Annotated in this window: 10 protein-coding genes and 1 pseudogene; 5 read left to right on the top strand and 6 right to left on the bottom strand. The window is 68.8% G+C overall.

Going from position 1 to position 11,961, the window contains the following annotated elements; all coding sequences use genetic code 11:
* Nucleotides 1–148 precede the first annotated feature (148 nt).
* Together QMK30_RS08790 and QMK30_RS08785 are read left to right on the top strand one after the other, a co-directional pair.
* Nucleotides 149–835 carry a maleylpyruvate isomerase family mycothiol-dependent enzyme gene (locus QMK30_RS08790; protein ID WP_283516627.1) on the top strand — a complete coding sequence of 229 codons (687 nt, stop codon included), beginning with the start codon at nt 149–151 and terminating at the stop codon, nt 833–835.
* 9 nt (nt 836–844) lie between these two features.
* Nucleotides 845–1,501, top strand: coding sequence for an MBL fold metallo-hydrolase (locus QMK30_RS08785; RefSeq protein ID WP_283516626.1), 657 nt, complete (start codon nt 845–847; stop codon nt 1,499–1,501).
* 75 nt (nt 1,502–1,576) lie between these two features.
* On the opposite strand, the gene QMK30_RS08780 is transcribed toward QMK30_RS08785, so the two are convergent.
* From QMK30_RS08780 to QMK30_RS08760, 5 genes are all read right to left on the bottom strand, one after another.
* Nucleotides 1,577–2,575 carry a TerC family protein gene (locus QMK30_RS08780; protein ID WP_283516625.1) on the bottom strand — a complete coding sequence of 333 codons (999 nt, stop codon included), beginning with the start codon at nt 2,573–2,575 and terminating at the stop codon, nt 1,577–1,579.
* Between the two features lie 239 nt (nt 2,576–2,814).
* Nucleotides 2,815–4,809, bottom strand: coding sequence for a TerD family protein (locus QMK30_RS08775; protein ID WP_283516624.1), 1,995 nt, complete (start codon nt 4,807–4,809; stop codon nt 2,815–2,817).
* A 136-nt stretch (nt 4,810–4,945) separates the two neighbouring features.
* Nucleotides 4,946–5,524 carry a TerD family protein gene (locus tag QMK30_RS08770; RefSeq protein ID WP_283516623.1) on the bottom strand — a complete coding sequence of 193 codons (579 nt, stop codon included), beginning with the start codon at nt 5,522–5,524 and terminating at the stop codon, nt 4,946–4,948.
* Nucleotides 5,525–5,791: 267 nt separating this feature from the next.
* The gene (gene uvrB / locus QMK30_RS08765) at nt 5,792–7,921 is read right to left on the bottom strand and encodes an excinuclease ABC subunit UvrB (RefSeq protein WP_283516622.1); all 2,130 of its coding nucleotides are present in this window, start codon (nt 7,919–7,921) and stop codon (nt 5,792–5,794) included.
* Between the two features lie 49 nt (nt 7,922–7,970).
* A complete protein-coding gene (locus tag QMK30_RS08760; RefSeq protein ID WP_283516621.1) occupies nt 7,971–8,771 on the bottom strand; it encodes an MHYT domain-containing protein in 801 nt (266 codons plus the stop codon).
* 271 nt (nt 8,772–9,042) lie between these two features.
* Here QMK30_RS08760 and QMK30_RS08755 point away from each other — a divergent pair, with 271 nt between their 5' ends.
* Nucleotides 9,043–9,606, top strand: a complete 564-nt coding sequence (locus QMK30_RS08755; protein WP_283516620.1) for a methylated-DNA--[protein]-cysteine S-methyltransferase — start codon at nt 9,043–9,045, stop codon at nt 9,604–9,606.
* Nucleotides 9,607–9,842: 236 nt separating this feature from the next.
* Nucleotides 9,843–11,114, top strand: coding sequence for an MFS transporter (locus QMK30_RS08750; RefSeq protein ID WP_283516790.1), 1,272 nt, complete (start codon nt 9,843–9,845; stop codon nt 11,112–11,114).
* On the opposite strand, the gene QMK30_RS08745 is transcribed toward QMK30_RS08750, so the two are convergent.
* Nucleotides 11,104–11,466 carry a cupin domain-containing protein gene (locus QMK30_RS08745; RefSeq protein ID WP_283516619.1) on the bottom strand — a complete coding sequence of 121 codons (363 nt, stop codon included), beginning with the start codon at nt 11,464–11,466 and terminating at the stop codon, nt 11,104–11,106. The genes QMK30_RS08750 and QMK30_RS08745 overlap by 11 nt on opposite strands.
* A gap of 103 nt (nt 11,467–11,569) precedes the next feature.
* Between QMK30_RS08745 and QMK30_RS08740 the strand changes: the two are divergent.
* A pseudogene (locus QMK30_RS08740) lies at nt 11,570–11,827 on the top strand (GlsB/YeaQ/YmgE family stress response membrane protein); the annotation flags it as partial.
* Nucleotides 11,828–11,961 lie beyond the last annotated feature (134 nt).

Here is an 11,961-nt window from a genome sequence, read left to right as displayed (position 1 = left end):
TCGCCACAGCGATGTCTTAGCGATGTCTTAAGGAGCAACGACTTCAAGGATGCCTGATGGCTCTGACGAGCTTATAGCACGTGCATTCGAATTACGGTCGTCGCCAAACAGCTTCACCCGATCGAGTGGCGGAGCTATTGTCGGCGCCATGAACGATCATGTGCGCGACCTGGCTTCTGTACGCGAAGCGACCGACCGGCTCCTCACCTCGGCCGGCAAGCTGGACAACGCCGGAGTGACGCAACCGTCACACCTTCCCGGCTGGACGCGCGGCCATGTGCTGGCCCATGTCGCCCGCAACGCGGACGCCCTGGTCAATGTGCTGGCCGGCCGCCGCATGTATGCGAGCGCCGAGACCCGCGACGCCGACATCGAGCGTGACGCTCCCCGCCCCCTGTCCGTGCAGCTCCAGGACGTGCGCGACAGCGCGGCCCTGTTCCAGGAGGCGGGCGCCGCCCCCGCCGACTGGACCCGCACGGTCGCCCTGCGCAACGGCGTGACCGACGACGCCTCCCGCATCCCGTTCCGTCGGCTGATCGAGATCGAGCTGCACCACGTCGACCTGGGCGTCGGCTACGAGCTGGAGGATCTGCCGGAGGACTTCACCGGGCGCGAGATCGCGTTCCTGGCCGCGCGTTTCGCCGGGAACCCGGATGTGCCCGCGGTCCTGCTGACCGCGGCCGACGGACGGCAGTGGCACACGGGACGCACGCAGGGTGATCCGATGCCCGTCACGGGCGCGGCTCCCGACCTCCTGGGCTGGCTCGCGGGCCGCCGCGACGGTGCCTCGCTCAACACCTCGGGGGCCCTGCTGCCCGCCCTGCCCCCGCTATAGGCTGAGCGTATGACGTACAGCGGAACGGTCAGGGTCGGCGGTCCTGCGGACGTGCACGAGCTCGCGGACCTGATGATCTCGAAGGTCGCGGTCGGCTCGATGAACAACAACTCCTACCTGCTGCGCTGCCGTGCCACCGGCGAGCAGTTGCTGATCGACGCGGCGGCCGAGCCGGACATCCTGCTCCGGCTGATCGGTGACGACGGCATCGCGTCCGTCGTCACCACCCACCAGCACGGCGACCACTGGCAGGCGCTGGCCGAGGTCGTCGCGGCGACCGGGGCGCGCACGTACGCCGGCCGGTACGACGCGGAGGGCATCCCCGTCCCGACCGATGTCCCGGTCGAGGACGGTGACACGATCAGGGTCGGCCGGGTCGAGCTCACCGCGCACCGGCTGGTCGGCCACACCCCCGGCAGCATTGCCCTCGTGTACGACGACCCGCACGGGCATCCGCACGCGTTCACCGGGGACTGTCTCTTCCCGGGCGGCGTGGGCAATACACGGCAGGACGCGGCGGCCTTCACCAGCCTGCTCGACGACGTGGAGAAGAAGCTCTTCGGCAGCCTGCCGGACGAGACCTGGGTCTACCCGGGCCACGGCGACGACACCACGCTCGGCGCCGAGCGCCCGCAGCTGCCGGAGTGGCGCAAGCGCGGCTGGTAGACCGCGACCGTATGCATGACTGGGGCCCGTACGCACGATGCGTACGGGCCCCAGTCATGCATACGGATCGGGTCGTCAGGACTCGATGCTCTCCTTGTCGCCCGCTGCGGCCGCCTCGGCCGCCTCGCGCTGCTCGGTCTTCTTGTTGGCGATCAGGCTGGTGATCGTGGTGATGATCAGCACGCCGCAGATGACAGTCAGCGAGAAGGGAATCGAGATCACGGGGACGTTCACCCCGTTCTCGTGCAGCGCGTGCAGCACCAGCTTGACGCCGATGAAGCCCAGGATGACCGACAGGCCGTAGCTCAGGTGGACCAGCTTCTTGAGCAGGCCACCGATGAGGAAGTACAGCTGGCGCAGGCCCATCAGGGCGAAGGCGTTGGCGGTGAAGACGATGTACGGGTCCTGGGTGAGGCCGAAGATCGCGGGGATCGAGTCCAGCGCGAACAGCACATCGGTGGTGCCGATGGCGAGCATGACGACCATCAGCGGCGTCATGATGCGCTTGCCGTTCTTCTGAATGAAGAGCTTGGTGCCGTGGTAGCTGTCGGCCACGCCGAAGCGGGTCTCGATGGACTTGAGAAGACGGTTCTCCTCGAACTCGTCCTCCTCGTCGCCGGAGCGCGCCTCCTGGATGAGCTTCCAGGCGGTGTAGATCAGGAACGCGCCGAAGATGTAGAAGATCCATGAGAAGTTGGCGATGACCGCTGCGCCGGCGGCGATGAAGATCGCACGCAGCACCAGGGCGATCAGCACGCCTATGAGCAGCACACGCTGTTGGAGGTGGGACGGCACCGAGAACTTCGCCATGATCAGGACGAAGACAAAGAGGTTGTCCACGCTGAGCGATTTCTCGGTGATGAAGCCGGCGAAGAACTCTCCGGATGCCTGGGTGGTGCCGAACACCAGCAGGCCGAGGCCGAAGAGGATGGCCAGGACGATCCAGACGACCGTCCAGATTCCGGCTTCCTTGATCGACACGTCATGGGGCTTGCGCCCGATGAGGAAGTCGACAGCGATCAGGGCGGCCAGACCGAGAATGGTCAGGATCCACATGTTCAATGAAACGTCCACTGCGCCTCCGGCAGGTAGCTACGGCAACTCAATCAGCGTCGTCGCTGCCGGAGGTCTCTTCCACCCGAGCGCTGTTCTCGCGCTACGGGCCGACGCCCCGGGACCGATGGCGGTCCGTATTGACGGGTACGTCGCAGCCGGGAGTACTCCCCTCCGCTGCTCGAAGAGTACAGGAATACCCAAGAGAAGGTAAAGGGGATGATAAAAACGCCCCAAGCGCGCAGGTCGGCGTCGGGTTGTCAGCCGCGCAGTGAGCGCCTCGCCGCCGCCACCCGGGCAAGAACCTCCTGCAGCACCTGGCTGCCGGTCGGCGGCAGCATCGGCTCGTACGTCCACACATGGCCGACCCACGGGTCGATCAGGTGGTCGTCGGGCACCGGGGTGACCCGCAGCAGCGACCGCCACAGCGGGTCGAGCACCGGCCCGTACTCACTCGTGTCCTCGCGGTCGGCGACCATCATCAGGTGCACGCCGACGGCCGGGCCCTCGTCGGCCAGATAACGCAGCTGGGTGACGGCACGGTCGTCGAAGCCGTGCGGGAAGTCATTGACGATCAGGAGCTGCTCGGCCGTGTCCAAGTCGGGCGGGAGCGCGTCGGCGGCGCGTCCCCGCACTGCCATCTGCACCAGGTCCACGCGCTGGGTGAGCTTGGCCAGCACGGCGCTGACGCCCTGCGCGCCGGCCGCGGGCGCTGCGTCGAGCACCCCGGAGCCGGTCAGCGGGGCCAGCGCGAGCGCGCCCGAGCCCGCCGGGTCGATGACATGGACGGTGAACTCCCCCGCGGGGTAGGCCGCAAGGAGCCGTGCGGCGTGCGCGACCGCCGTGTCCATGGCGGCCCTGCGCAGCTGGTGGGAGTCCATCATCAGCGCGGCCTCCGAACCGGAGCGGCCACTGTCGATCCACAGACCCCGCTCCAGCGGCAGCCGCACCAGCATCGGGATGCGCAGGTCCGGGCTCTCGGGCAGCTGGAGATCACCGAGGCGCAGCGCCATCGGGATCTCCATGGGGGCCCGGTAGCCGTGCCAGGTGGGGTTGTGCCAGGAGGCGAAGGCCGGGGGCAGGGCGGGCTCGACGACTTCGGCCTCAGCGATGAGCTGCGCAAGGTCCCGCTCCAGCACCACGCGGGCCTGCTCGACAAGGTTGTCGTGCTTGGCGCGGGCCGCCTGGCGGGCGGTGTCGCCCGCGGTCCCGATCCGGCTGCGCGGGTCGGAGAGGACCTTGTCGAGCTCCTGCTCCATCCTCGACTCGGCGAAGTCCACGGCGCTGCGATACGCCGCGGTGGTGCGGGCCAGGTCCTCGAACATGCCCCACACCTGGTTGTACAGCCGCTCCTCCATGGACCAGCCGGTCGCGTCGCCCGCGACGGGCTGCGCCGGCTGCCCCGGCGGGGTGGGGGGCGGCGGCGGGGGCGCGGTGTTCTGACGGCGGGGGTGCGCGTAGTCGATGGGTCCGCCGGAGGCCTGCGGTGCGCCGGTCTCCGGGCCGCCGGGAACCGCGGCGGACGGGGCGCCGGCCACGGAGCCGCGCGGGGAATCGGGCGCTGCGGGCGCTGGCGTGGGAGTCGCGTCGGCCGGGGTGGTGCCGCTGCCTGCCTGCTCCTGGCGGGCCCTCGTCCGCGATGCGGTGTGCCGCGCCCGGTCGTCGTCCTGGGCGCGGGGCGGGGGTGCCTGCACGGAGCGGGCCAGGCCGCTGCTCACGGCCTCCTGGATGGCGGCGGCGAGCTCGTTGGCCTGCGGCAGGCCCTGGTCGGCGAGCATCTCGGCGAGGCCGCCCGCATACCCCTGGCCCATGGCACGTACTTTCCAGGCGCCGTGGCGGCGGTAGAGCTCCAGGGCGACGACCGCCGACTCGCTGTCCAGTCCGGTGACCGTGTAGCTGGCGACCTCGGAGCCGTCGAGCCCGGTGACGGCGACGAAGGGGGCGGCGAGCGCGCCGAAACTGCTCGGGCCGCCGACGCCCAGCGGGAGGGCGAGCAGGACGCTCACCCGGTGCACGGACGCGGGCAAGGCCCCGAGGTCGACGGCCAGCCGGTGGTCGGCCGCGGCCTGCTTGGACACTTCGACCCCGGGGAGATGGGGCGAACCGGGGTGGGCAACCCACTCCGTACCGCGCACGGTGCCCTGCTCGTCGCCGAGCGTGGCACCGGCCACGATCGGCTTGCCGGCCGACACCCGGATCTCCAAACGGGCCTGGGGCAATGGATGGTTCTGTCCCCGGACCAGCTCGGCCGTCATCGCCTGTCTCCCCCACGTAGAAGTCGAATTGGATCGGTCGGTGCCTGACAGCGCCGGGTGGTGCACGTCATACAAGTGGTGCAGCTCCCGGCGGCGCGATGCCTCCGAGAGCTGCCTGTAGCGAGAACGACCCTGCTCAGAGGTGCGGCAGGATCGACGGCATCAGGTCCTGAAAGGTCCGGCCGTTGGCCGGGTTGCCGATGGCTGTCATCTGCCATCCCGTGCCCGCGCGGTGCACCTTCGCCATGATCTGGGCGGTGTACTGGCCACCACCGTCGAGCGTGTAACGGGCCATCTCCTGGCCGTTGGTCTCATCGACGATGCGACAGAACGCGTTCTGCACTTCCTGGAACGTCTGGCCGGTGAAGGAGTTCACCGTGAAGACGATCTGATCGATGTGCACGGGCACGCGCTGGAGATCGACGAGGATCGCCTCGTCGTCGCCGCCCTGGCCGGCGCCGCCGACCAGGTTGTCGCCGGTGTGCTTCACCGAGCCGTCGTCACTGACGAGGTGACGGAAGAAGACCACGTCCACCGGCTGCTTGTCCGCGAACAGCACCGCCGAGGCATCGAGGTCGACTTCTCGCGTGCGAGAGCCGAACAGGCCACGACGCGGCGCCGCCTGCCAGCCGAGCCCCATCCGCACCGCGGTCAGGGTTGCCCCGTCGCTCTTCTGCAGGCTGATGGCCTGGCCCTTGGTCATGTTGACCGTCACGCGCTGTCCCCTCTCCCCATGCCTTGCACCGCCCGTGGGTGCGGCTGACCAGCACCCTACGCAGTGGCGCCGACCGAGCCACAACCCCGGTGCATTTCGTGTCGGTCTTGCAACACATAAGGTGCGGCCCTGTGCTGACTTGTCGGATGCAGGTCTGTCGGATGCCAACGCGTCGGATGCGGACCTCTCGGATGCAGACCTCTCGGCCCGGGCCCGGCGTTCCGGCCATCAGGCCTGCCCCCGTTCCGCCGGGCCCGGTCGCAGGTGTCAGGCCTGCCCCGCCTCCCGCATCTGGCGCAGCTCCTTCTTGAGCTCGCCCACCTCGTCGCGCAGCCTCGCGGCGACCTCGAACTGGAGCTCGGCCGCCGCCCCGCGCATCCGCTCGGTCATCTCCTCGATGAGTTGGGCCAGTTCGGCGGCCGGGCGGTCGGTGAGGACCTCGCTCTTTTTGCCCGCGGCGCCGGCCTTGGCCGCCTTGCCGCCGAGCGCGGGCACCGGTGCCTTGGCGCCCTTGCCGTCCTTCGCCTGCCGGTAACCGGAGCCGAGGAGTTGCTCGGTGTCGACCTGCTCGCGCGCGATCGTGGCGACGATGTCGTTGATCTTCTTGCGCAGCGGCTGCGGATCGATCCCGTGCTTGGTGTTGTACGCGACCTGCTTCTCACGGCGCCGGTTGGTCTCGTCGATGGCCTTCTCCATCGCCGGGGTGATCGTGTCCGCGTACATGTGGACCTGGCCGGAGACATTGCGCGCCGCGCGGCCGATGGTCTGGATCAGGGATGTGCCGGAGCGCAGGAAGCCCTGCTTGTCGGCGTCGAGGATGGCGACCAGCGACACCTCGGGAAGGTCGAGGCCCTCACGCAGCAGGTTGATGCCGACCAGGACGTCGTACTCGCCGGCCCGCAGCTCGCGCAGCAGCTCGATGCGGCGCAGTGTGTCGACGTCGCTGTGGAGATAGCGCACCTGGATGCCCAGTTCGAGGAAGTACTCGGTGAGGTCCTCGGACATCTTCTTGGTGAGCGTGGTGACCAGGACACGCTCATCCTTCTCGGTGCGCTTCCTGATCTCGTGCACCAGGTCGTCGATCTGCCCCTCGGTGGGCTTGACGATCACCTCGGGGTCGATGAGGCCGGTGGGACGGATGATCTGCTCCACGAAGCCGTCGGAGCGGGAGAGCTCGTACGCACCGGGGGTCGCGGACAGGTAGACCGCCTGGCCGACGCGCTTTTGGAACTCCTCCCACTTCAGCGGCCGGTTGTCCATCGCGGACGGCAACCGGAAGCCGTGCTCGACCAGGGTCCGCTTGCGGGACGCGTCCCCCTCGTACATCGCGCCGATCTGCGGCACCGTGACATGCGACTCGTCGATAACCAGCAGGAAGTCTTCGGGGAAATAGTCGATGAGCGTGTGCGGAGCGGTGCCGGGCTCGCGGTCGTCCATGTGCATCGAATAGTTCTCGATGCCCGAGCAACTGCCGATCTGGCGCATCATTTCGAGGTCGTAGGTGGTGCGCATGCGCAGTCGCTGGGCCTCCAGCATCTTGCCCTGCTTCTCCATCTCGGCGAGCCGCTCCTCCAGCTCCTTCTCGATGCCCCTGACCGCCTTCTCCATGCGCTCGGGCCCGGCGACGTAGTGGCTGGCAGGGAAGACGTACAGCTCCCTGTCCTCGCTGATGATCTCGCCGGTCAGCGGGTGGAGCGTGGAGAGCGCTTCGATCTCGTCGCCGAACATCTCGATGCGGACGGCCAGCTCCTCGTACACCGGGAAGATCTCGATAGTGTCGCCGCGGACCCGGAAGGTGCCGCGCGCGAAGGCCACGTCATTGCGGGTGTACTGGATCTCGACGAAGCGGCGCAGCAGCTGGTCCCGGTCGATCTCCTCGCCGACCTTCAGCGGCACCATGCGGTCCACGTACTCCTGCGGGGTGCCGAGGCCGTAGATGCAGGAGACGGAGGCGACCACGATGACGTCCCGCCGGGTCAGCAGCGAGTTCGTCGCGGAGTGGCGCAGGCGCTCGACCTCCTCGTTGACCGAGGAGTCCTTCTCGATGTAGGTGTCCGACTGAGGGACGTACGCCTCGGGCTGGTAATAGTCGTAGTACGAGACGAAGTACTCGACGGCGTTGTTGGGCAGGAGCTCGCGGAACTCGTTCGCCAGCTGGGCGGCGAGGGTCTTGTTCGGCGCCATGACGAGGGTGGGGCGCTGGAGCTTCTCGATCATCCAGGCGGTGGTCGCAGACTTGCCGGTGCCTGTCGCACCGAGCAGGACGACATCCTTCTCACCTGCGCGAATGCGCCGCTCCAGCTCGGCGATGGCCGCCGGCTGGTCACCGCTGGGCTGGTAGGAACTGACGACCTCGAAGGGCGCCACCGTACGTTCGATCTTGGAAACGGGCCGCATGCACCAACCGTACGACTCGCCACTGACACTCACGTGGTGATCGCTCGGGTCACCGGCGCTGCGTGGGTCTCAGGGCCGGTCTCGGGACCTCGGCTCTGCGCGGACTCCGCCAGTCCGGCTGGCCCATCACCAGCAGCGGATCGAACATCACCACCACGCCCGCGATGAACAGGAAGACGATGGGGCCGATCAGCAGCGGTGCGAGGAGCATGGCCGGCGACTCCCCGCCGGAGGCGCTCGCGGCCCCGTGCAGATGGACGCTGAGCGCGGCCATGCCCGTGTAGTGCATGCCACTCACCGCTACGCCCATGACGAGGCTGGCGCCCAGGCTGGCCAGGAAGCCACGGATCGATACGGCCGCCCAGAGCGCGGCGGTCGCGGCCACGACCGCGATCACCACCGAGAGCGCGACGGTGAGGGTCTCGTACTGGAGCTGACCACGCAGTCGCACTCCGGCCATGCCGAGGTAGTGCATGGAGGCGACGCCAAGGCCGGTGATCGTACCGCCGGTGACCAGGGCCATGGGGGTGACGCCGCGGTATCCGACGATGAAGATGCCGACACCGACCATGACGATGGCGACGCCGAGACTGGCGAAGGTCAGGGAGGGGGCGTAGTTGAGCGACGTCTCCTTGACGGTGAAGCCCATCATCGCGATGAAGTGCATGGTCCAGATGCCCGACCCGATGGCGGTCGACCCCAGGGCGAGCCAGCCCGCCTTCCAGCCGCGTTCATTCATCAACGACCTGGTGGTGCAGCGCAGCCCGAGTGCGCCACCGAGACACGCCATGATGTACGCCGTCACCGGGGTGACGAGACCGTAACTGAACCCGTCGACAGTGCCCTGCATACCCTTACCGCCCCTTCGACCGTGCCCGCTGGGTGAGAGGCCCGATCAATGGTGCGGAGGCCCTGGTTGGGGGCGAGAGTAAGCCGATCCGCATGATCCGAACATGTTTTTGCGGCATTTTATCGACACGGGTCGACGGGATCATCACCAACACCCCGGACGTCGTGCGGGAGGCGATCTGTTCGTAGCGGTCGGCCTGCCGTCACCGGCCGACTGTCACCGGTCGGCTTTCAGTGCCCGGCTGTCAGTGCCCGGTCGTACGGTGGTTCGCATGAGCAGCGACGAGCAGGGCGGGCAGTTCGTGGAGTGGGCCGTCATCGGCAGTGGCGACACCGACATCGGTTCGCTGCTGCTCGCCGCCACCAGTGAGGGGCTGGTGAGCGTGGTCTTCCATGCGGATCCCGCCGTGCGGCGGAAGGCTCTCGCGCAGATGCGGGCACAGTTGGGCGCCGAGCCGGCCGAGGCACCCGGCTCGGCCCGACTGGCCGAGCCCATACGGCAGCTCGCGGCGTACTTCGCGGGCGAGCTGCGCGACTTCGATCTGCCGCTCGACTGGTCGCTGAGCTCCGGGTTCAACCGGCAGGTGCTGCGGGAGCTGGCAACCGGCGTTCCGTACGGCGCGGTGGTCGGTTACGGAGAGCTGGCGAGGCGCGTGGGGCAGCCCGGCGCGGCGCAGGCCGTGGGAGCGGCGATGGGTTCGAACCCGCTGCCGGTGGTGGTGCCCTGCCACCGGGTGGTGGAGAGCGACGGCGGTCTCGGCGGGTTCGGGGGCGGCCTGGAGACCAAGCGGGTGCTACTGGCTCTGGAAGGGGTACTGCCCCGCCCGCTGTTCTGAAAAATCCGCTGTCCCGAGGAAGATGCTGTTCCGAGAGGATGCTGTTCCGAGGAAGCCGCAGTCCTGAAAATTCCGCTGTTCCGACCTGAGGGATCTCTGTTCCGAGTCCCGAGCCATATCCGGTTTCGTGCATACGTACGGGCTGGCACACTTCGGCGGTGACTACGACCGACAAGGCGACCGGCGGCTCCGCCGGCAAGAAAAGCTCGGCGGCGACCGCGCTCGGGCCCGAGGCTGTGCGGACGCTTCAGCGGCGTACCACCGCCGTGCTCATCGTGAGCCAGATCCTGGGCGGCCTGGGCGTGCCCATCGGCATCGCTCTCGCCCCCGTCCTGGCGACGGAGGTCAGCGGCACCGAGGCTCTGTCCGGGCTGGCGCCGACCGCATCCGTGGCCGGTACGGCACTGCTTTCGATACCTCTGGCCGCCCTGATGACCTCACGCGGCCGACGCCCGGGGCTCGTCCTGGCCTATCTGATCGGTGCGCTGGGCGCGGGGCTCGTGGTGCTCGCCGCCGTCATCGAGAACTTTCCGCTGCTGCTGCTCGGCATGGCCGGCTTCGGCGCCGCGTCCTCGGCCAACCTTCAGGCCCGGTTCGCCGCCGCCGACCTGGCCCCGCCGGACCGGCGCGCCCGCGCCATCTCCACGGTCGTCTGGGCGACAACGATCGGCGCCGTCCTCGGCCCCAACATCGCGGCGCCCGCGGGCCGGGGCTTCGCCGGAACGTCCATCCCCCAGACGGCGGGGCCGTTCCTGTGGGCTGCCGGCATCTTCCTGATCACGGGCCTGGTGGTCGCGGTGCTGCTGCGCCCCGATCCCCTCCTCACCGCGCGGGCCCTGGCCCCGCCGGAGTCGCAGTCCGTGGAAGGCCGCTCACTGCGCGCGGGTATCGCGGCGGTCAAGGCCTCCCCGCACGCGAGGCTCGCCCTGATCACCGTGGCCGCTACACACACCGTCATGGTTTCGATCATGGTGATGACCCCCGTCGACCTGGGGCACCACGGGGCCGACCTCGAACTGGTCGGCCTCGTCATCAGCGGTCACATCGCCGGTATGTACGCGTTCTCACCGGTCATGGGCTGGCTGTCCGACCGGGTCGGACGCCTCGCGGTCATCGGGCTCGCGGTCGGGCTGCTCTCTTTCGCCGCGTTGCTGGCCGGCACGGCGGGTCCGAGCCATGCGCAGACCGCGGCCGGTCTGTTCGTGCTGGGTCTCGGCTGGTCCGCGGGCCTGGTCTCGGGATCCGCGCTGCTCACCGACTCGGTGCCGCAGCAGGCCCGCGCCGCGGTCCAGGGGCTGTCGGACCTGACGATGAACACGGCGGCGGGCATCGGTGGCGCGGCCGCGGGCCTCATCGTCTCGCAGGCGGGCTACGGGTGGCTCAACGCGATCGGCGCCTGTCTGCTCCTGCCGATGGCCACGCTCGCTCTGCTCGCCGCCCGCCGCTCGACGAGGAGTCCCGCCAAGGCCGAGATCAAGGCCGAGATCAAGACTGAGGTCAAAGACTGATGTGGTAGGCCTTGCGTAGCGTCTCGTGCACGGTCCACGTCGTACGGTCCCCCTCGCGCAGCACACAGGCGTCACCCGCACCGACCTCCAAGGTCGCGCCGCCCTCCACCTGCACGGTGGCGCGCCCGCTGACCACCACGAAGAGCTCGTTGGCCTCGATGTCGGTGACCACGCCGGGCGTGATCTGCCAGATGCCGCGAAGCTGCTTGCCATCGGGTGACTCCCACAGCGACTTGCCCGTCACCACCGGTTCACCGGAGACGATCTGCTCCGGGTCGAGCGGCTCCGGCTCCAGTTCGGCGTCCGGAATGTGCACGGCGAAGGATGGGGGAACTTGATCAATTGTCGTCATGGCGCGACACCTTAGCCGGACGCCGCCGGACGCTCAGCAGCGAGGCATACTTCGCGCGACACGGGGCCTCCGGATCGGCACACGCCTCTGCGAGGAAAGAAGCATGGAGATCTCGGGCATCTTCAGCGCGATCGTGATCGGCATCGTCATCGGCGTCCTGGGCCGGCTCGTCCTGCCCGGCCGTCAGCACGTCGGCGTCCTGTGGACGATTCTGGTGGGAATCGCCGCCGCACTGCTCGGCACGGCGATCGCCCAGGGCTTCGACGTGTCCGACACGGACGGCGTCGACTGGGTCGAGTGGCTGATCCAGATCGGCCTCGCGGCGATCGCTGTGGCCGTACTGGACCGGGTGAAGCCGAAGCCGCAGCCGCCACGGCTAGAGAAAGCTCCTGCTGGATCCTCAACGCCCTGCGAACTTCCCCCAATGCGCTCAACACCCCGTCGTTCGTGGGCAGACGCGGCGCCCCGCCTGGCCGGCGCACACCCGCCCCGACC

It is taken from the genome of Streptomyces sp. H27-C3, assembly GCF_030063415.1.
GTDB lineage: Bacteria > Actinomycetota > Actinomycetes > Streptomycetales > Streptomycetaceae > Streptomyces.
This window is presented reverse-complemented; position numbering and strand designations above follow the sequence as displayed.

Coding starts and splice junctions, on each gene's coding strand:
- uvrB (WP_283516622.1), bottom strand. CDS start 7,921: ATGCGGCCCGTTTCCAAGATCGAACGTACGGTGGCGCCCTTCGAGGTC.
- QMK30_RS08745 (WP_283516619.1), bottom strand. CDS start 11,466: ATGACGACAATTGATCAAGTTCCCCCATCCTTCGCCGTGCACATTCCG.
- QMK30_RS08790 (WP_283516627.1), top strand. CDS start 149: ATGAACGATCATGTGCGCGACCTGGCTTCTGTACGCGAAGCGACCGAC.
- QMK30_RS08775 (WP_283516624.1), bottom strand. CDS start 4,809: ATGACGGCCGAGCTGGTCCGGGGACAGAACCATCCATTGCCCCAGGCC.
- QMK30_RS08785 (WP_283516626.1), top strand. CDS start 845: ATGACGTACAGCGGAACGGTCAGGGTCGGCGGTCCTGCGGACGTGCAC.
- QMK30_RS08755 (WP_283516620.1), top strand. CDS start 9,043: ATGAGCAGCGACGAGCAGGGCGGGCAGTTCGTGGAGTGGGCCGTCATC.
- QMK30_RS08760 (WP_283516621.1), bottom strand. CDS start 8,771: ATGCAGGGCACTGTCGACGGGTTCAGTTACGGTCTCGTCACCCCGGTG.